At 41.0% G+C, this 19762-nt stretch carries 18 protein-coding genes; 17 read left to right on the top strand and 1 reads right to left on the bottom strand.

Annotation, left to right across the window (positions count from 1 at the left end; translation table 11 throughout):
• The 5 genes from LXM54_RS07590 to spoVM all read left to right on the top strand — a co-directional run bounded on the left by LXM54_RS07590 (position 1) and on the right by spoVM (position 4549).
• Positions 1-759, top strand: a complete 759-nt coding sequence (locus LXM54_RS07590; RefSeq protein ID WP_282581425.1) for a Stp1/IreP family PP2C-type Ser/Thr phosphatase — start codon at positions 1-3, stop codon at positions 757-759.
• Positions 756-2750 (top strand): Stk1 family PASTA domain-containing Ser/Thr kinase, encoded by a 1995-nt coding sequence (gene pknB / locus LXM54_RS07585; protein WP_233314439.1) that lies wholly within the window; start codon positions 756-758, stop codon positions 2748-2750. The genes LXM54_RS07590 and pknB overlap by 4 nt, the downstream gene beginning before the upstream one ends.
• A 15-nt stretch (positions 2751-2765) precedes the next feature.
• Positions 2766-3650 carry a ribosome small subunit-dependent GTPase A gene (gene rsgA / locus LXM54_RS07580; protein ID WP_233314438.1) on the top strand — a complete coding sequence of 295 codons (885 nt, stop codon included), beginning with the start codon at positions 2766-2768 and terminating at the stop codon, positions 3648-3650.
• Between the two features lie 68 nt (positions 3651-3718).
• Entirely contained in the window at positions 3719-4366 is a 648-nt protein-coding gene (locus LXM54_RS07575) for a thiamine diphosphokinase (RefSeq protein ID WP_233314437.1), read from the top strand.
• A 102-nt stretch (positions 4367-4468) separates the two neighbouring features.
• Positions 4469-4549 carry a stage V sporulation protein SpoVM gene (gene spoVM, locus LXM54_RS07570; RefSeq protein WP_032088878.1) on the top strand — a complete coding sequence of 27 codons (81 nt, stop codon included), beginning with the start codon at positions 4469-4471 and terminating at the stop codon, positions 4547-4549.
• Positions 4550-4693: 144 nt separating this feature from the next.
• Here spoVM and rpmB read toward each other — a convergent pair whose 3' ends face one another.
• Positions 4694-4882 (bottom strand): 50S ribosomal protein L28, encoded by a 189-nt coding sequence (rpmB, locus tag LXM54_RS07565; RefSeq protein WP_066393509.1) that lies wholly within the window; start codon positions 4880-4882, stop codon positions 4694-4696.
• Between the two features lie 439 nt (positions 4883-5321).
• Here rpmB and LXM54_RS07560 point away from each other — a divergent pair, with 439 nt between their 5' ends.
• The 12 genes from LXM54_RS07560 to smc all read left to right on the top strand — a co-directional run bounded on the left by LXM54_RS07560 (position 5322) and on the right by smc (position 19741).
• Complete coding sequence (locus LXM54_RS07560) at positions 5322-5684, top strand: Asp23/Gls24 family envelope stress response protein (protein ID WP_233314436.1); 363 nt, start codon at positions 5322-5324, stop codon at positions 5682-5684.
• Between the two features lie 16 nt (positions 5685-5700).
• Positions 5701-7380 (top strand): DAK2 domain-containing protein, encoded by a 1680-nt coding sequence (locus tag LXM54_RS07555; RefSeq protein WP_233314435.1) that lies wholly within the window; start codon positions 5701-5703, stop codon positions 7378-7380.
• 207 nt (positions 7381-7587) lie between these two features.
• Positions 7588-8250 carry an L-serine ammonia-lyase, iron-sulfur-dependent subunit beta gene (gene sdaAB / locus LXM54_RS07550; protein ID WP_233314434.1) on the top strand — a complete coding sequence of 221 codons (663 nt, stop codon included), beginning with the start codon at positions 7588-7590 and terminating at the stop codon, positions 8248-8250.
• A gap of 16 nt (positions 8251-8266) precedes the next feature.
• Entirely contained in the window at positions 8267-9151 is an 885-nt protein-coding gene (gene sdaAA, locus LXM54_RS07545) for an L-serine ammonia-lyase, iron-sulfur-dependent, subunit alpha (RefSeq protein ID WP_233314433.1), read from the top strand.
• Positions 9148-11196 (top strand): ATP-dependent DNA helicase RecG, encoded by a 2049-nt coding sequence (recG, locus tag LXM54_RS07540; RefSeq protein WP_233314432.1) that lies wholly within the window; start codon positions 9148-9150, stop codon positions 11194-11196. The genes sdaAA and recG overlap by 4 nt, the downstream gene beginning before the upstream one ends.
• Before the next feature lie 109 nt (positions 11197-11305).
• On the top strand, positions 11306-11872 hold the full coding sequence (fapR, locus tag LXM54_RS07535; RefSeq protein ID WP_233314431.1) for a transcription factor FapR: 567 nt from the start codon (positions 11306-11308) through the stop codon (positions 11870-11872).
• A 15-nt stretch (positions 11873-11887) separates the two neighbouring features.
• On the top strand, positions 11888-12874 hold the full coding sequence (gene plsX, locus LXM54_RS07530; RefSeq protein ID WP_233314430.1) for a phosphate acyltransferase PlsX: 987 nt from the start codon (positions 11888-11890) through the stop codon (positions 12872-12874).
• Between the two features lie 40 nt (positions 12875-12914).
• Entirely contained in the window at positions 12915-13859 is a 945-nt protein-coding gene (fabD, locus tag LXM54_RS07525) for an ACP S-malonyltransferase (protein ID WP_233314429.1), read from the top strand.
• Position 13860: 1 nt separating this feature from the next.
• Positions 13861-14604: a 3-oxoacyl-[acyl-carrier-protein] reductase gene (gene fabG, locus LXM54_RS07520; RefSeq protein ID WP_233314428.1), complete on the top strand. Its 744-nt coding sequence runs from the start codon at positions 13861-13863 to the stop codon at positions 14602-14604.
• A 151-nt stretch (positions 14605-14755) separates the two neighbouring features.
• On the top strand, positions 14756-14986 hold the full coding sequence (locus LXM54_RS07515) for an acyl carrier protein (RefSeq protein WP_185766980.1): 231 nt from the start codon (positions 14756-14758) through the stop codon (positions 14984-14986).
• Between the two features lie 323 nt (positions 14987-15309).
• A complete protein-coding gene (gene rnc / locus LXM54_RS07510; protein ID WP_233314427.1) occupies positions 15310-16062 on the top strand; it encodes a ribonuclease III in 753 nt (250 codons plus the stop codon).
• A gap of 112 nt (positions 16063-16174) precedes the next feature.
• Entirely contained in the window at positions 16175-19741 is a 3567-nt protein-coding gene (gene smc / locus LXM54_RS07505) for a chromosome segregation protein SMC (RefSeq protein WP_233314426.1), read from the top strand.
• Positions 19742-19762: the final 21 nt, after the last annotated feature.

Raw genomic sequence — 19762 nt, 5'->3', positions numbered from 1 at the left:
TTGAGTCAAATATTCATGACAGATAAAGGGAAAGTCAGACAGCATAATGAAGATAGTGGAGCGATTTGCTTCAACAAAGCCGGACAGCGCCTTGCCATCGTAGCCGATGGTATGGGCGGCCACCGTGCTGGTGATGTTGCAAGCCGTTTAACTGTTGAAAATCTAGCTAACTTTTGGGAGAATGCGGAAGCAATCATAACAGCAGATGCAGCTGAAAACTGGTTAAAATCGCATATTCTTGAAGTCAACAAGATTGTTTTGCGTTATGCCCAAGAAAACCCGGAATGTGATGGGATGGGGACAACGATTATAGCTGTTATCAGTACAGACAGTTTTTCTACGATTGCCCATGTCGGCGACAGCCGCTGTTATCTCTATAACGAGGACGGCTTTAAGCAGCTTACAGAGGACCATTCCCTTGTGAATGAGCTAGTAAGGATGGGACAGATCACGAAGGAGGATGCTGAGCATCATCCGCGAAAAAATGTTGTGCTGCGGGCGCTAGGCACAGATGAGCAGCTTGACATAGACGTGATTACGATTGTTTTTGAACAGGGAGATGTTATTTTCATTTGTTCGGACGGCTTATCTAATAAAGTGGGAGACGAGGAGATTAAGGAAGTGCTTGGAGCTCCAGAAACTTTAGAACGAAAGGCTGAGTATTTAATTGAAACAGCCAATAAAAATGGCGGCGAAGATAATATAACAGTCATTATCCTTGAATTTTTTGACGGTAATAAAGCAGGTGAAGCAAGATGATGATAGGCAAAAGGATAAGTGGTCGCTATAAGATAATTGATATGATCGGCGGCGGGGGAATGGCCAATGTTTATCTTGCCCATGATATGATTCTTGACCGTGATGTAGCAGTGAAAATGCTGCGTCTGGATTTCGTCAATGATGAAGAATTTATCCGTCGTTTTCACAGAGAAGCACAATCGGCCACCAGTTTGGCTCATCCGAATATCGTCAATATTTATGATGTCGGCGAAGAAGGAAACATCTATTACATTGTCATGGAATATGTGGCAGGAGACACCTTAAAACAATACATACAAAAACATTCTCCCGTGCCTATTGAAACAGCATTAGATATCATGAGACAGCTGACATCCGGAATTTCTCATGCCCATCAAAACAATATTGTCCACAGGGATATAAAGCCCCATAATATTTTAATTGATAACCATGGCAATGTTAAAATCACAGATTTTGGCATAGCGATGGCATTGAGTGCAACGAGCATTACGCAGACAAACTCGGTACTCGGATCTGTCCATTATTTATCACCAGAACAGGCGCGAGGCGGGATGGCCAATAAAAAGTCGGATATATATTCACTGGGGATAGTCATGTTTGAGCTGCTGACAGGAAGACTGCCGTTTTCAGGCGAATCAGCAGTTTCCATCGCCTTGAAGCATCTCCAGTCAGAAACGCCGAGTGTCAGGAGATGGAACAGTGAGGTTCCGCAAAGTGTGGAGAACATTGTCTTAAAAGCAACTGCAAAAGATCCATTCCACCGCTACAGCAGCATGGAAGAAATGCAAGAGGATTTGCGGACAGCACTTGACCCGGAACGGATAAATGAACCGAAATTTCATGTCCCGGTGGATGATGAAGCAACGAAAGCTATTCCGATTATTACCGATGACCGCAGCTTTCCTAACTTAGACGAAACAATTGTACATGCGAAGGAAGAAAAGCATGCAAAGGAAGAACCGAAGGAGAAGGCAGGCAAAGAGAAAAAGCAAAAAAAGCCGAAAAAGAAAGGGAAAAAGCTGACGATTGCGTTAGTTTCTACATTTTTGGTTTTAGTTATTCTCGCCATACTGACAATCACACTTTTTCCGGCCATTTACATTCCTGAGGAAGTTGCGGTCCCTGATGTTGCAGGTTCGACAAAAGATGAAGCAATATCAGAACTCGAAGCAGCTGGTTTTAAAATCGGAGAAATCAAGACACTAAATGATGAAGAAGTGGATGCAGGTTCTATAATCCGCACAGCACCGAAAGCAGGCAATAATGCGAAACAAGGTGCATCAATCACCCTTTATGAAAGCTTAGGGAAAGAGAAGTATGAACTGGATGATTACGTCGGCAGGGAATATGAAGATGTTGTGAAGCTGTTGGAAAAGCAGGGCTTTAAGAACATCAGCAAAGTGGAGGAATTCGATGAATCACAGCCTTCTGGAACTATCCTTGAACAAGATTTTGAAAAAGGAGACGAAGTCGTTCCGGAAGATGCTGAGTTAGAATTTACGATCAGCAAAGGAGCACAGTTTATTAAACTGACAGATTTGGCTGGTTATACAAAAAAAGAAGTCAATGATTATATTGATGAACAAGATTTAGCGGTGACCTTCACGGAGGAATACAGCGACACCGTCGATGAAGGAAAAGTCATTTCTCAAACACCGGCAGCGGGTACAAATGTGCGGATTAGCGCACAAGTTTCTGTTGTGCTTTCAAAGGGTAAGGAAGAAGTGCCCCCTAAAGAAGTAACACAGGAAATCACGATACCATTTGAACCGACTGAAATGACAGAAGACGGACAGCCGAAAGCGCAAGAAGTAAAAATATATATTGGCGATTTGGAAAATAATATGACAGAGCCAATAGATACCTTTTCTATAACGGAAACGACAAAAAAGACAATTACACTAAGAATTCCAGAAGGCGGAAAGGGCTACTATCGCGTGTTTCGTGATCAAAGTGTCATCATTGATGAAGAAGTGCCATATCCAGGTTAAGGAGCGTTATAATCTATGCCAGAAGGCAAAATCATTAAAGCATTAAGCGGTTTTTATTATGTGATTAGCGATGGAGAGATTACACAGTGCCGAGGCAGGGGTGTATTCCGCAAGAATAAAATCACCCCATTAGTAGGCGACGAAGTAGTATTTCAGGCAGAGAATGTGACAGATGGTTATATTTTAGAGGTAAAGGAGCGCAAGAATGAACTGATTCGACCCCCGATTACCAATGTTGATCAGGCAATACTTGTATTTTCCAGTGTGGAGCCTGATTTCAGCACTGCATTGCTGGATCGTTTTCTTGCATTAGTCGAATTCAACCGGATTGATCCTGTTATTTGTATCACAAAGATGGATTTGACGAGTGAGGAAGAAGCAAACAGGATGAAAGAATATGCTGCTTACTATGAGCAAGTCGGCTATAAGGTCATCCTTACTTCTTCTGAAACAGAGCAGGGTATTGAAACACTGCTCCCTGAACTAAGTGGAAAAATATCCGTATTTGCAGGCCAATCAGGTGTTGGCAAGTCGTCTCTTTTAAATGCAATCCGTCCAGATTTAAGTTTAAAAACAGATGAAATATCATCCCATTTAGGAAGGGGTAAACACACTACCCGCCATGTGGAGCTCATAACTGTCGGAGATGCTCTAGTAGCAGATACGCCGGGCTTTAGTTCCTTAGAGTTTGAGGATGAAATGGAGCTGGAGGATTTAAATTATTGTTTCCCTGAAATAGAAAGCACAAGCGCAGCTTGCAAGTTTAGAGGCTGCTTGCATCTGTCTGAGCCGAAATGTGCTGTTAAGGCGGCAGTCGACGCTGGTAATATTCAAGAGTACCGCTATGAGCATTATAAAGACTTCTTGCAAGAACTAAAAGACAGGAAGCCGAAATATTAATCAAATTAATAAAGAGCATGGATGTAATTCCCATGCTCTTTTTTTGCTAACTAAAGGGAGGAACTAACGTGAAAATTAATATTATGGCAGGCGGTCCAGCCGGTCTAATACCGTCATTGCCTGGATATATGGAAGATAACAGCAAATGGGTAGGTGTGGACAGGGGAGCTCTATATTTAGTGGAAAGAGATATTCCTATCTTTGCATCGTTTGGCGATTTTGACTCTGTAACAGATGCCGAAAGACAACGGATTAGCAGCCATTCACATGAGTTAAAAACCTTTAAGCCGGAAAAGGATGAAACAGATATGGAACTTGCAATCAACTGGGCTATAAGCTTCGGTGCGTCCACTATAAGGCTATTTGGAGCAACTGGAGGGAGATTAGACCATACGATTGCGAATCTCCAGTTATTGCTTAAGTATTTAACCGAGCATCCTGATGTAACGATTGAAATAATAGATAAGAAAAATATCGTCACAATAGTCAATGCAGGCACTTATAAATTAAAAAGAGAGGAAAGCCGCCGCTATGTGTCTTTTTTTCCGTACGGATCTGAAATAACTGGTCTAACTTTACAAGGCTTCAAATATCCTTTAAATGATAGGGATCTTCCTGTCAGCAGCACATTGTGTATCAGCAATGAAATTATTGAGGATTATGGTACTTTTTCATTTGCGAGCGGCATATTAATGGTGGTAAGGAGTCATGATTAATGATGGAAAAAATATGTACTCATTTTGGATTTTTTGAATAGCATGTAGTGTGTTGTAGCGAGTTTGCGGTTTTTTGCTAATGTTGAAGGAGGGACGGTATTCATGAGATTTTATACCATTAAATTGCCTAAGTTTTTAGGCGGGCTTGTCCGTGCAATGTTAGGAACATTCAAAAAAGAATAAACACCAGTATGGGAAGCATTTCTTTTTTGTACAGACAACCTTTCATTTTTAGATTAGTGTTGTCTGTACAAAATAGACCGACTTCATTTGAAAATTTAGACAAAAATAAAAAAGGACAGCAATGTGTCCTTTTTTATTTTCGCATTATACGCGTTCAACTTTACCAGATTTAAGAGCTCTAGCAGAAACCCAAACACGTTTAGGTTTACCGTCTACTAAAATACGAACCTTTTGAAGGTTTGCTCCCCAAGTACGCTTGTTAGCATTCATCGCATGGGAACGAGCATTACCTGTAGTTGTTTTTTTACCAGTTACAACACATTTACGTGGCATGTATATTTCCCTCCTTATAACCAAAACTCATCATAAACGAGCTTTAAAAATTCATAGATAGCATTAATCTTGAGAAATATCCTAAATAGTCCTCACAAAGATACTTTAATAATTTATCATACAACGGACATGAATGCAATAGCTGTGATGGAAGGTTTCAAGAAAATTTCCTTGACATGTTTTTTACAGGGAGAAAAAAGCAGTGTGTATATTGTTGTAATCTAGTGAAACAATAGAAGAAAAAAATATAATTGGAGAGCGCGAAATCAGCTTAAACAGACAAAAAAACGCTAAGTCTGTTGCATTAATTTCCAAATAGTAAAAGGCTGGAAAGCTTTTTATAGCCAGAAATAAAAGGTTTTCAACAATAGCTTTCAAAAAGCAGTGTGTTATAGTAAAATGTCATTAGTCAAGGAGCAATTCCAAAGGGGGAACACTCATGTCCATTGAACTAAAAACAAATTTCGGACAAATTGATATTTCAACAGAAGTAATCGCAACAATCGCAGGAGGAGCTGCTGTTGATTGTTATGGCATTGTTGGGATGGCATCAAAAAATCAAATTAAAGATGGATTAACAGATATTTTGCGAAAAGAAAACTTCACTCGCGGAGTTATGGTTCGAAAAGTAGATGATGAAGTGCATATTGATATGTATATAATTGTAAGTTACGGAACGAAAATTTCCGAGGTTGCGCACAATGTTCAATCTAAAGTGAAATATACACTCAATAAAACAGTTGGACTTGCCGTTGACTCGGTTAATATTTACGTTCAGGGAGTTCGTGTCACGAACCCGTAGTGAGGAGGAAATCTTAGTGACAATTACAGTCTTAGAAGGAAAGCGATTTGCCGAAATGGTAATCCAGGGAGCAAACCATTTATCCTCTAATGCTAATTATGTAGATGCGTTAAATGTTTTCCCAGTGCCCGATGGAGATACAGGAACAAATATGAACCTGTCGATGACATCTGGTGCAAAGGAAGTTCAAAATAATATTCAGTCCCACATCGGCAAAGTCGGAGTATCCCTTTCAAAGGGACTGCTTATGGGAGCCAGAGGGAATTCTGGTGTTATTCTTTCCCAATTATTCCGCGGCTTCTCAAAATCAATTGAACAAAAAGAGAGCATCACTGCGCAAGAGTTCGCAAATGCCCTCCAGTTCGGCGTGGAAACCGCTTATAAAGCAGTAATGAAGCCGGTTGAAGGAACGATTTTGACTGTTGCAAAAGATGCGGCGAAAAAAGCAGTTAAATCAGCAGAAAAGACAGATGATATCACAGAAGTTTTGACAGATGTTGTTACAGAAGCAAAAGCGTCTTTAAACAGAACACCTGAACTGCTGCCTGTGCTGAAAGAAGTTGGCGTTGTGGACAGCGGTGGCCAAGGTCTTGTTTTTGTCTATGAAGGCTTCTTGTCTGTCCTGACTGGAGAAGAGCTGCCAGAGACAGTACAGCAAACAGTTTCTATGAACGATCTTGTTAACGCTGAGCACCATAAAAATGTTCATGGCTTCATGAATACAGAAGATATCGAGTTTGGATACTGTACGGAATTCATGGTGCGTCTTGAAGAAGATAAACTGGAAGGCAAGCCGTTCTCAGAGGATCAATTCAGACAGGATTTAAGCAAATACGGCGATTCATTGCTAGTCATTGCAGATGATGAAGTTGTTAAGATACATATCCACTCCAATCTGCCAGGTGAAGTTCTAACGTTTGGGCAAAAATATGGAAATCTTATTAAGATGAAAATAGAGAACATGCGTGAACAGCACAGCAGCTTGGTTGAAGGATCAAAGGAATCCTTTGATGCTCCAACCCAAAAGCGTGAGGAGCTAAAAGAATACGGTATTGTTACTGTGTCTATGGGAAGCGGTATTGCTGACATGTTCCGCAGCATCGGGGCACATAGTGTCATTGAAGGCGGACAAACGATGAACCCGAGCACAGAAGATATTGTCAATGCTGTGAAAAAGGTTCATGCTAAAAAAGTGTTCATTCTGCCTAATAACAAAAATATCATCATGGCAGCAGAACAGGCAGCACAGGTTTTAGAGGAAGATGTTGCAGTTATTCCGTCTAAAACAGTGCCGCAAGGAATGTCCGCATTGCTTGCATTCAATCCGACAAGTGATATGGAGTCAAATAAAAAAGGTATGATTGCTGCGTTAGAGCATGTGAAAACAGGTCAAATAACGTATGCAGTCAGAGATACAACAATTGACGGACTTCAAATAGAAACAGGGGACTTCATGGGAATAGCAGATGGAAAGATTGTGGCTAAAGGCAAGGATAAAGCACAATCTGCTAAAGAGCTGCTTAGTACGATGATTGACGAAGATTCAGAAATACTGACAATCATCAAAGGGGAAGATGCCCTTGATGAAGAGTTAGAAGCAATCGTATCCTTTGTAGAAGATAAGTTTGAAGATGTAGAAGTGGAAATTCATGACGGTAAACAGCCGCTGTATTCCTTCATTTTCTCAGTCGAATAAACAAAAAAATAAAATCATGGTGATTTTTTCCACTGTTTAAAACAGTGGTTTTTTTGTGTTTAACGAATGAAATGGAAAAAGAAGAAATATCGGCGTAACTTGCATAACCTATGTTATTATATTAAAAGAATTTACGTTTTTTCGCGTTTGAATAATATAGATTGTTTGTTTTGTGTTCACGAGTCAGTTTAAGGGAGAGTTATTTATATGAAATATAAAAGCGTTTTTGATATTATTGGACCAGTAATGATCGGCCCGTCCAGTTCCCATACAGCAGGCGCGGCAAGAATTGGCCGGGTGGCAAGAAGCTTGTTTGAAAGACAGCCGAAATGGGTTGATGTACATCTGTATGGATCATTTGCTGAAACCTATAAGGGCCATGGAACAGACGTTGCCATCGTGGGAGGTATTCTTGATTTTGATACTTTTGATGAAAGAATAAAATCATCCCTTGAGTTGGCTGAGCAAAGGGGAATGAAGGTTCAGTTTCATGTAGAAGAGGCCATTCCGGAACATCCTAACACCGCAAGAATTCGTGTAGGCGATGATGACGGTGAACTGGAACTTGTCGGAATTTCAATCGGTGGTGGAAAGATTGAAATCACAGAACTTAATGGTTTTCAACTCAAGCTATCCGGGCATCATCCAGCCATTCTTGTTGTTCATAATGACAGGTTTGGTGCGATTGCTAAAGTGTCTAATGTTTTGGCAAAATATGAAATTAACATTGGGCATATGGAAGTAAGCCGGAAAGAAAAAGGAAAACTTGCCTTAATGACGATTGAGGTAGACCAAAATATAGAAGAAAAAATTCTGAAAGAAATAGAAGACCTTGAAGGAATGGAAAAGGTTACAAGAATTGTTGATTAAGCTAGGGGGAAGAACGATGTTTCGAAATGTAGCGGAACTTGTAGAGATGGCAAACACGCAAAATAAGCCCATCTCAGAAATAATGATTGAGCAAGAGATAGAAATTACAGGAAAAACAAGGGAACAAGTTATTGCCCAAATGGATACAAATTTAACAGTGATGGAGCAGGCAGTTGAACGAGGGCTTAACGGTGTTGTTTCCCATTCAGGCTTAACTGGCGGAGACGCAGTGCTTATGCAAGAGTATATAAATAAGGGCAACTTCCTGTCAGGTGAAGTAATCCTTGATGCTGTCAGCAAAGCGGTTGCAACAAATGAAGTGAACGCGGCAATGGGAATGATTTGTGCGACTCCGACAGCAGGCTCTGCTGGCGTTGTTCCAGGAACATTATTTGCAGTGAAAAACAAACTGAATCCAACTAGGGAGCAAATGCTTAACTTTTTATTTACATCAGGAGCATTCGGGTTTGTTGTTGCAAACAATGCGTCTATCTCTGGTGCAGCTGGAGGCTGCCAAGCGGAAGTCGGATCAGCTGCAGGTATGGCAGCGGCAGCTATTGTAGAAATGGCAGGAGGCACGCCAGAACAAAGCGCTAATGCGATGGCAATCACGTTAAAAAATATGCTTGGACTAGTATGTGACCCAGTTGCTGGACTAGTGGAAGTTCCATGTGTGAAAAGAAATGCAATGGGAGCAGCAAATGCGATGATAGCAGCAGATATGGCGCTTGCAGGAATTACAAGCAGAATTCCGTGTGATGAAGTTATCGATGCTATGTACCGCATTGGTCTAAGTATGCCGTCAAGCTTAAGAGAAACAGCGCAAGGAGGGTTGGCAGCAACACCAACTGGCCGGAGACTGGAAGCAGAAATCTTCGGTAATGCTGCAGCAGGAAAGTGAATAAAAATTTAAATCTTCCATTGGACCAGCTAAAAGGCGTCGGACCTGAGACAAGAAAACAGTTAGAAGATATGCGAATTCACAAGATTTATGATTTGCTTGAATATTTCCCTTATCGTTATGAAGATTTTCGTGTCCGTAATCCAGAAGATATGAAGCATGAAGAAAAGGTGACAGTAGAAGGGAAGGTCCATAGTGAACCTTCCCTAATCTTTCACGGACGCAAAAAATCCCGATTAACGGTGAAAGTGCTAATAGGCAATGTTTTAATTAGTGCTGTCTTTTTTAACCAGCATTATTTAAAAAACAAGCTGGCTCTAGGAGAGCTGATTACCGTTACAGGTAAATGGGATCAGCACCGGCAAACAATAACGGCAACACATCTGCAAGTCGGCAGTAACCAAAAAGCCCAAGACTTTGAGCCTGTTTATACGGTAAGAGGAAGTATAACGGTTAAAGCTTTAAGGAAATACATTTCAGCAGCGCTCACTCAATTCGAGCAGGAAATAGAAGAAATTTTTCCAGATTCACTTTTAGCGAAATATAAGCTGATGAGAAGAAGTGACGCACTGCGAATCATCCACTTTCCGCCTAGTAGAGAAGAGTTAAAGCTTGCTAGAAGGCGGTTTGTTTACGAAGAATTCTTGCTGTTTCAATTAAAAATGCAGGCATTGCGGAAGCACGAGCGCGAAAACTCGCAAGGAATGAAGCAGGAATATAAGCTTGATATGCTGATGGATTTCATTAACGGTCTGCCGTTTCCCCTTACGAGCGCACAAAAAAGGGTTGTAAATGAGATATTAAAAGATATGAAAAGTCATTACCGTATGAATCGGCTTTTACAGGGAGATGTAGGCTCTGGGAAGACGGTTGTAGCTGCCATCGTTTTGTATGCAACCATTCTTGCAGGTCATCAAGGTGCTTTAATGGTTCCAACTGAAATTTTGGCAGAGCAGCATGCAGAATCACTTACGTCCATGTTTTCAAAAGTAGGAATCCGAGTTGCTTTGCTGACAAGCTCTGTCAAAGGAAAAAAAAGACGAGAACTTTTAAGCGAGCTGAAAGAAGGAAATATACACATCTTAGTCGGCACGCATGCCCTTATACAAGACGATGTCGAATTCCAATCACTTGGTCTTGTTATTACAGATGAGCAGCATCGCTTCGGTGTTGAACAGCGCAGAGTGCTGAGAGAGAAAGGGTCAAGTCCAGATGTTCTCTTTATGACAGCGACACCGATTCCAAGAACGCTTGCGATTACAGCTTTTGGAGAAATGGATGTAAGTATTATTGATGAGATGCCGGCAGGGCGAAAAGCGATTGAAACATACTGGGTGAAACATGATATGCTGACACGAATACTGCAATTCATGGAGAAAGAGCTCTCCCAAGGAAGACAAGCATATGTCATTTGTCCGCTGATAGAAGAATCAGAGAAGCTGGATGTGCAAAATGCAATCGATGTGCATACAACATTGGCGACCTTTTTCCAAGACCGTTATAAGGTTGGACTCATGCACGGCAAGCTTCCTGCAGTTGAAAAGGATGCCATTATGAAGGAATTCAGCGAAAATGAAACACAGATTCTTGTCAGCACAACAGTAGTCGAGGTTGGTGTAAATGTTCCAAATGCTACATTCATGCTCATTTATGATGCAGAAAGATTCGGTCTGTCACAGCTGCACCAACTTAGAGGCCGTGTCGGCCGGGGCGATGCTCAATCATATTGTGTGCTAATAGCAGATCCGAAAACGGATGTTGGAAAAGAACGAATGAAAATTATGACGGAAACAAACGACGGGTTTGTTTTGAGCGAAAAAGACTTGGAGCTTAGAGGCCCAGGTGACTTTTTTGGCAGGAAGCAAAGCGGTGTGCCAGAATTTAAGATGGCAGATATGGTTCATGACTATCGAGTTCTTGAAACAGCCAGAAATGACGCCGCTGTTCTTGTCGACTCGAAGGCGTTTTGGGAGTCTGATGAATACCGCATTTTAAGGGAGATGCTCGAGCGTACGGGAGTAATGTCAGGAGAAAAACTGGATTAAAACGAGAATGGAAGAAAGGCAGATTGCAAAGTTACAGCTTGCAATCTGCCTTTTATTTATTATATACTACTATTAGTACCTAGTCTTAATAGCGCGGACGGTGTTGCAGATGAGAAGAAGCAAAAAAGAACGGCAATCATTGTTAGTACAAACAATAAAAGAAACACCTTTCATTACAGATGAAGAATTGGCGGAAAAATTTTCGGTTAGTGTGCAGACAATCAGATTAGATCGTTTAGAATTATCCATTCCTGAGCTGAGGGAAAGGATAAAAACGGTTGCGACGAAGACACTAGAGGATGAAGTGAAATCATTGCCGATTGAAGAGGTAATCGGAGAAATTATAGATGTCGAATTAGACAGCAACGCTATATCTATGCTAGAAATCATGCCAGAGCATGTTTTCAAGCGGAACGGTATTGCCAGAGGGCATCATTTGTTTGCACAGGCGAATTCTTTAGCTGTTGCTTTAATAGATGATGACTTGGCTCTTACTGCTAAAGCTAATATCCACTTTACATCTTCTGTCAATTTAGGTGAACGTATCATCGCAAAAGCAAAAGTAACAAATATTGACGAGAAAAGTGGCAGAACAACAGTCGAAGTAAACAGTTATGTGCAGTCTGAACTTGTTTTTAAAGGTCATTTTGAAATGTACCGGTCAAAAAATAAATAACTGGGAGAAATTATTATGAGAATTGCGTTAGATGCAATGGGCGGAGATAACGCACCAAAGGAAATTGTCGCTGGTGCTATAAAAGCTGTTCAAGCTTTTCCAGATATCGAAATTCTGCTTGTTGGTGACGAAAAACAAATTAATCCCTTCTTGACGGAGAAAGAAAGAATATCTATTTTACATACGGAAGAACAAATACTTGCTACAGATGAACCTGCACGGGCAGTGCGAAGAAAGAAAAATGCCAGCATGGTTTTATGTGCAAATGAAGTAAAGGAACAAAAAGCCGATGCTTTTATTTCAGCAGGAAATACAGGCGCATTGATGGCAACAGGCCTTTTTGTCGTTGGCAGAATAAATGGCATTGAAAGACCAGCTTTAGCACCGACACTCCCAACGATAGGCGGAGATGGCTTTTTGCTACTTGACGTTGGTGCAAATGTAGATGCTAAACCGGAGCATCTTGTGCAATACGGGATAATGGGAAGTATCTATATGGAGAAAGCCCTTGGAATTGCCGAGCCGCGAGTTGGGCTTTTAAATATCGGAACAGAAGAGAAAAAAGGAAATGACTTAACGAAGAAAACCTTTGAAGAGTTAAAAAATGCCCCTATCAACTTTATCGGGAATGTTGAAGCAAGAGATTTGCTTGACGGTGTCTGTGATGTTGTTGTAACAGACGGATTTACTGGGAATATGGTCCTTAAGACTATTGAAGGAACAGCATTGTCCATGTTTAAGATGCTTAAAGAAGTAATGACAAGCAGTTTAAAGACAAAGCTTGCAGCAGGTGCAATGAAACCGGAGCTAAGGGGCTTGAAGAACAAGCTTGACTACTCTGAGTATGGCGGTGCAGCATTGTTTGGTCTTAACGCCCCTGTTATTAAAGCTCACGGATCTTCTGACAGCAACGCGATATACAACGCCATCAGACAGACAAGAGATGTTGTAAAGTCTGAAGTAATCGGCACTATCAAGACAACGATTGAAAATGAAGGGTAATGCTAAAACAAGCAAACCAGCATAGAAAGGAAAGATGGTAATGAGTAAAATAGCTTTTATGTTTCCAGGCCAAGGCTCCCAATCTGTTGGAATGGGCAAGGATTTAGCGGCAAATTTTGAACCTGCCGGTGAAATTTTTAAAAAAGCAGATGAAAGATTAGGTTTTTCTTTATCTTCCATTATCTTTGAAGGCCCTAAAGAAGAGCTGACATTAACACAAAATACACAGCCTGCATTGCTTACAGCAAGTACAGCACTGCTTGAGCACTTTAAAAAGCATGGAATTCAAGCAGATTTTGTAGCAGGTCACAGCCTAGGTGAATATTCTGCTTTAGTGGCTGCTAATGTTCTATCCTTTGAGGATGCAGTTTATGCTGTCCGCAAAAGAGGGGAATACATGCAGGAAGCAGTACCGGCAGGACAAGGGGCAATGGCTGCAGTCTTGGGACTTGAGCGCGGTAAGTTAACAGAGGTTACAGAGGCTGTTTCAAGTGAAGGAAACGCAGTACAGCTTGCTAACCTGAATTGTCCAGGTCAAATCGTTATTTCTGGAACAGTTAAAGGTGTTGAGCTTGCTTCTGAACAAGCAAAAGCAGCTGGCGCAAAACGGGCGATACCGTTGGAAGTAAGCGGGCCTTTCCATTCTGAGTTAATGAAGCCTGCTGCGGAAAGATTCGCATCCGTCCTTGATGAACTGTCTATGAACGACGCAGAGATTCCTGTAATTGCAAACGTAACAGCAGCACCACTTTCCGCAAAAACAGAAATCAAAGAAAAATTAATCGAACAGCTTTATTCCTCTGTTCTATGGGAGGATTCTATCCAAAAAATGATAGAATTAGGTGTTGATACATTTATCGAGATTGGACCTGGGAAAGTGTTGGCAGGCTTAGTGAAGAAAATTGACCGGAATGTGCGCATTTATTCTGTGTATGATGAAGAAACTAGCAACAGTGTTGCAGCAGCGTTAAAAGGAGACGAATAATATGAAACTAGATGGTAAAACAGCGTTAGTAACAGGCGGGTCTAGAGGAATCGGCCGTGCGATTGCTTTAAAACTTGCGAAAGAAGGAGCTAACGTAGCTGTCAATTACGCAGGAAGTGCAGCTCTTGCTAATGAAGTTGTTGAGGAAATCAAACAGCTTGGCAAAGATGCGATTGCAATCCAATGCGATGTTTCAAACGGCGAATCTGTAGCTGAGATGATAAAAGAAACAATTGCTCACTTTGGAAGCCTGGACATTCTTGTGAACAATGCTGGTATTACAAGAGATAACCTTTTGATGCGCATGAAAGAATCAGAGTGGGATGATGTTATCAACACGAATTTGAAGGGCGTCTTCCATTGCACGAAGGGTGTTACAAGACAAATGATGAAGCAAAGAAAAGGAAGAATTATTAACATTACTTCCATTGTCGGTGTAACAGGTAATCCCGGGCAAGCAAACTACGTAGCAGCAAAAGCAGGAGTTATCGGCTTAACGAAAACAACTGCTAAAGAGCTTGCAGCACGAAATATTACTGTAAATGCAGTTGCACCTGGGTTCATCACAACAGATATGACGGATAAACTGCCAGAAGATGTGAAAAATGCGATGCTTTCGCAAATTCCCCTTGCGAAATTCGGCGATCCGGATGATATCGCAAATGCAGTTGTATTTTTAGCTTCTGATGAGAGCGGCTATATTACAGGGCAAACAATCCACATTGATGGCGGTATGTATATGTAATAAATTTGAAATATGCTGATATTAATAAAAATGATGCAATCAAGAAATACTTTAACGTAAAGCTTATTTCAGCATATTTTTCATTTGTAATAAAAAGAGCATTTATTATTTGCTCGAAATGCTCTATAATCATTGAGGGGAGGTGACTAGAATGTCAGATGTATTAGAACGCGTAACGAAAATCGTTGTTGATCGTCTTGGAGTTGAAGAGTCAGAAGTTAAGCCTGAAGCTTCTTTCAAAGATGACCTAGGAGCAGATTCTCTAGATGTAGTAGAACTTGTTATGGAACTTGAAGATGAGTTCGACATGGAGATTTCTGACGACGATGCTGAAAAGATTGTAACAGTAGGAGATGCTGTTAATTACATAGGTAATCGTTAATCCAACCAATAAAAGCTCCGTTAAATAGCGGGGCTTTTAGATTGCAAAAAAATAGGGAAATTAATGCTGTCGAAGTTTATTAAAATGTACAGCGCACTTTTGCATGGAACCTTATACAAGCCTCTGTTAGAAAAATGCTGGCAAATGGCTGAAAGTTAGTTTAAAATAATAAGGATTTCATAAGCAAAAAGCGCATATAAAAGACAGCCTATCTGAAAGGAACGGCTTGGAGAGAAAAAACTTTCCAAGTTTCTTTGCGTTTTTTATCTGTTTTACTTAAACTTATTATTGATATGTAAACTTAGTGCTAAGGTGGAGGCAAAATGCGAGGCAACGGAAAAGATAAGAGACATACACGTCCAAATGATAAAAAATTAAAAGAATTGCAAGAAAATCTGGGCATCCAGTTTGAAAACGAAAAATTGTTAAAACAAGCATTTACTCATTCATCATATGTGAATGAGCATCGCAGAAAGCCTCATGAAGACAATGAAAGACTCGAATTTCTAGGAGATGCAGTATTAGAACTTACCGTTTCTCAATTCCTCTTTAAGAAATTCCCGATGATGAGCGAAGGTGAGCTGACGAAGCTGCGGGCAGCAATTGTTTGTGAACCGTCACTTGTTTCTTTTGCTAATGATCAATCGTTCGGCAAGTTTGTCTTGCTTGGCAAGGGAGAGGAAATGACAGGAGGGCGAGCTCGTCCAGCTCTTCTAGCGGATGTTTTTGAGGCATTTATCGGAGCTCTTTACCTGGATCAAGGACTGGAGCAGGTTGTTGTCTTCCTTGAGAAAGTCGTGTTTCCGAAGATTAATTCCGGTGCTTTTTCTCATGTGATGGATTTTAAGAGTCAGCTTCAGGAATTTGTCCAACGAGACGCAGTTGGGACTATTTCCTATCGAATTCTGCAAGAAAAAGGTCCTGCTCATAACAGGGAGTTCGTATCCCAAGTGTTCTTAAATGATATGGAGTTAGGAACTGGAACAGGACGCTCTAAAAAAGAAGCAGAACAGCATGCAGCACAGATGTCGTTAACTATGCTGAAGACAAAAGATGCTAAGACAGATAAAAACTGATAAAAGCACCTATAAGAAGAAAGCGAAATCACTGTTGATTCTTTGCTTTCTTAATAACCAAAGACAACTAGAGATGATGCAAAAAAGTAAAGGGGTTTAGGAGGTGAGGTAAGTGTTTTTAAAACGGTTGGATGTTGTTGGTTTTAAATCATTTGCTGATCGAATTGCAGTGGATTTTGTGCCAGGTGTGACCGCAGTGGTGGGACCAAATGGAAGCGGTAAAAGCAATATAACAGATGCAATTCGCTGGGTATTAGGAGAACAATCTGCCAAAAGCCTCAGAGGAAGTAAGATGGAGGATGTCATATTCTCGGGCAGTGATTCCAGAAAGGCAGTTAATTTTGCGGAAGTAACCTTAACACTTGAAAATGATGATCAGTTTCTCCCGCTAGACTATCACGAGGTGAGTGTAACCAGAAGGGTTTATCGCTCAGGGGAAAGCGAATATTTAATCAATAAGCAGTCCTGCAGGCTGAAAGATATTATTGAGTTATTTATGGACTCAGGGCTTGGAAGAGAAGCTTTTTCGATTATCAGCCAAGGGAAAGTGGAAGAAATCCTTAACAGCAAGGCAGAGGATCGCCGCTCCATCTTTGAAGAAGCTGCTGGTGTGCTTAAATATAAGACAAGAAAAAAGAAAGCAGAAGGCAAGCTTGTAGAAACACAAGAGAATCTAAACAGGGTGAATGATATTCTCCACGAGCTGGAAGGGCAAGTCGAGCCGCTGAAGATTCAAAGCTCTATGGCTAAGGAGTATCTTGACCATAAGGAAAATCTTGAACAAATTGAAGTAGCGCTAATGGTTCATGATATAGAGGAAGCTCATCAAAAGTTCGAAGCTATTTCAGCACAGCTTGAAGGCTACAAGGAAAAAGAGCTCCAACTTCTTTCTATGCTGCAAAGCAAGGAAGCTAAGATGGAAGAATGGAAGAACGACGTTTCTGCATTGGATGAATCCATCAATGACCTTCAGCAAGTGCTGCTCCTTGTAAGTGAAGAACTGGAAAAGCTTGAAGGCAGAAAAGAAGTACTGAAAGAACGGAAAAAGAACGCTGCACAAAACAGAGGACAACTTGAAAAAAGCAAGGCAGAGCTGGAAGAGAAAGTATCTTTATTAAAGCAGCAAAAAGAGGAGCATCTTCTTTCAGTGACTCAGCTTAAGAGCGAAGCAACCCAGATTGAGGAAGAGCTAAAAGTCAACGAAAAGAAAATGCAGCTTTATAATGTTAATCTTGAAGAAAAAATTGAATCCTTGAAAAGTGATTATATCGAGTTGCTGAATGAACAAGCTGCCTCAAAAAACGAAAGCAGCTATATCACCCAGCAGCTGGAATCACAAACTCGGAAAACCTCTCTTCTAGATGAAGATAATGCAAAATTCACGTCGGAAAGAGCACGGATTGTGGCAGAGAAAGCCCGCATTACGGCAAGATTGGCTGAATTAGAAGCAGAATTGGCAAACAGTGCTGCTGGATACGAGCAAAAACAGCTAGCAGTGGATGAAATGAAGGCAAAAGTCCAAAAAATTGAAAAATCGCTGTATCAATCATACCAGTTCATTCAACAGGCGAAATCAAGAAAAGAGATGCTTGAGGAGCTTGAGGACGACTATGCTGGGTTTTTCCAAGGTGTTAAGGAAGTTCTTAAGGCAAGAGACAAGGCGCTTACTGGGATACATGGTGCTGTTGCAGAATTAATGAACGTTCCGAAAGAGTATAATGTCAGCATTGAAATTGCTTTAGGCGGTAGCATGCAGCATCTAGTTGTGGAAGCAGAACAGCATGCACGCCAGGCAATCGCCTATTTAAAGAAAAACGGCTACGGCAGAGCAACGTTTTTGCCAATGAGCATTATTAAGGGCAAAAAGCTGTCTGAATCTCAGCTTCGGTTAGTACAAGGCCATTCCTCCTTTATCGGAGTTGCAGCTGACTTAATTTCCTATGATTCAAAGTACCAAGATATTATGGGGAATTTATTAGGAAATGTCATTATCACAAAAGACTTAAAAGGCGCTAATGAAATGGCAAAGGCACTGCAATATAGGTCAAGATTTGTCACGCTAGAAGGAGAAATCGTTAATCCTGGCGGCTCCATGACAGGAGGAGCCATCAAGCAAAAGTCAGCGAGCATTCTTACACGTAAAGGTGAATTGGAAGACTTGAAGACAAAAATCTTTGAGATGGAAAAGACATCTTTAAAGTTGGAGGACCAGCTTAAAAAAGGGAAAAACACCACGCAAGAAGAAAGCGCAGCGTTAGAAGAACTGCGATTAAAGCAAGAGGATATCCGTTTCTCCATTCAATCCATTAAAGATGAACAGAGAGAGATTGAATTCGAAGAAAGAACAATGAATGAGAAGCTGTCCCAATATGATCGTAATAAGGCAGATTACCTTGATGAACAGCAAGCTTTAAAGGACAGGAAAATGCTTCTGAACGAAAAGCTTGGCGAGTTTGTGCAAAACATTCAAGCACTTGAGCAGGAGATTGCTCAATTGACCGAACAGAAAAATCAACAAAGCCAATCAAGAGAACAAGTTGCAGAGTCTATTGGCGAGTTGAGAGTAGCCTTCGCTGCAAAAAAAGAACAGCTTTCCAACGCAACAGAAAAGCTGGCTACGGTAACTTCTGATTTAGAAGAGTCAGAAGCTAAATGGCAGCTTGTGAAGGAAGACCTCGAGCTGCTGACATCTGAAATGACAGACAGTCATTCAGGTGAAGAGCATCTAGAGGATGCTGCTGAAAAAAAACAGCAGGAGAAGGCTGCTGCTATTCAGTTGATTGGCGAGCGCCGCGCAGAACGCCTGCAGCTCCAAATGCAGCTTGATGAACTCGATCTTGATGTAAAGGAAACACGCCGCATACACCGTGGTATGGTACAAGCTCTTAAAGACGAGGAAGTAAAATTAAACAGAATTGATGTAGAACTTGATTCAAGACTCACTAACTTAAGAGAAGAATACATGATGACATTTGAGGGAGCGAAGGAAGAGTATCCTCTAACAATGGAATTAGAAGATGCCCGTAAAAAAGTGAAGCTGATTAAGCTGGCTATGGAAGAGCTTGGAACAGTTAACCTTGGGGCGATAGAGGAATATGAAAGAATATCTGAAAGATATGATTTTCTTCTTGAGCAAAAGACCGACCTGGAAGAGGCAAAAGATACCCTTTACCAAGTAATTGACGAAATGGATGACGAAATGAAAAAACGGTTCCAGCAAACGTTCGAAGGAATTCAAGGCCATTTTGAAGGCGTGTTCCAGCGGTTGTTTGGCGGCGGTCATGCAGCATTGCGTTTGACAAATCCAGACGATTTACTGAACACAGGTGTAGAGATTGTCGCACAGCCTCCAGGGAAAAAATTGCAGAACTTAAGCTTGCTATCAGGCGGAGAAAGAGCCTTGACTGCAATTGCCTTGTTGTTTGCGATATTAAAGGTTCGTCCCGTGCCGTTTTGCATACTTGATGAAGTGGAAGCGGCCCTTGATGAAGCAAATGTATTCAGATTCAGTTCTTATCTGAAGTCTTACAGCAGTGAAACGCAATTCATTGTTATTACACACCGAAAAGGGACAATGGAAGAAGCAGATGTCCTATATGGTGTGACAATGCAAGAATCAGGCGTATCAAAGCTTGTTTCTGTTCGCTTAAGTGAAACAAGTGAGCTTGTTGCAACATAATCAATCAACTTTAAATGAGAA

Source organism: Bacillus sp. Au-Bac7 (assembly GCF_021341655.1).
In the GTDB taxonomy this organism is placed as follows: Bacteria; Bacillota; Bacilli; order Bacillales; family Cytobacillaceae; genus Niallia.
The sequence above is the reverse complement of the archived record's forward strand: the minus strand, read 5'-3'. Positions and strand labels throughout refer to the sequence as shown.

Bases quoted from the DNA above. Each gene is read 5' to 3' on its own strand.
- pknB (WP_233314439.1), top strand. From the start codon at position 756: ATGATGATAGGCAAAAGGATAAGTGGTCGCTATAAGATAATTGATATG.
- rsgA (WP_233314438.1), top strand. From the start codon at position 2,766: ATGCCAGAAGGCAAAATCATTAAAGCATTAAGCGGTTTTTATTATGTG.
- spoVM (WP_032088878.1), top strand. From the start codon at position 4,469: ATGAGATTTTATACCATTAAATTGCCTAAGTTTTTAGGCGGGCTTGTC.
- rpmB (WP_066393509.1), bottom strand. From the start codon at position 4,882: ATGCCACGTAAATGTGTTGTAACTGGTAAAAAAACAACTACAGGTAAT.
- LXM54_RS07560 (WP_233314436.1), top strand. From the start codon at position 5,322: ATGTCCATTGAACTAAAAACAAATTTCGGACAAATTGATATTTCAACA.
- sdaAB (WP_233314434.1), top strand. From the start codon at position 7,588: ATGAAATATAAAAGCGTTTTTGATATTATTGGACCAGTAATGATCGGC.
- sdaAA (WP_233314433.1), top strand. From the start codon at position 8,267: ATGTTTCGAAATGTAGCGGAACTTGTAGAGATGGCAAACACGCAAAAT.
- fapR (WP_233314431.1), top strand. From the start codon at position 11,306: ATGAGAAGAAGCAAAAAAGAACGGCAATCATTGTTAGTACAAACAATA.
- plsX (WP_233314430.1), top strand. From the start codon at position 11,888: ATGAGAATTGCGTTAGATGCAATGGGCGGAGATAACGCACCAAAGGAA.
- fabD (WP_233314429.1), top strand. From the start codon at position 12,915: ATGAGTAAAATAGCTTTTATGTTTCCAGGCCAAGGCTCCCAATCTGTT.
- fabG (WP_233314428.1), top strand. From the start codon at position 13,861: ATGAAACTAGATGGTAAAACAGCGTTAGTAACAGGCGGGTCTAGAGGA.
- LXM54_RS07515 (WP_185766980.1), top strand. From the start codon at position 14,756: ATGTCAGATGTATTAGAACGCGTAACGAAAATCGTTGTTGATCGTCTT.
- rnc (WP_233314427.1), top strand. From the start codon at position 15,310: ATGCGAGGCAACGGAAAAGATAAGAGACATACACGTCCAAATGATAAA.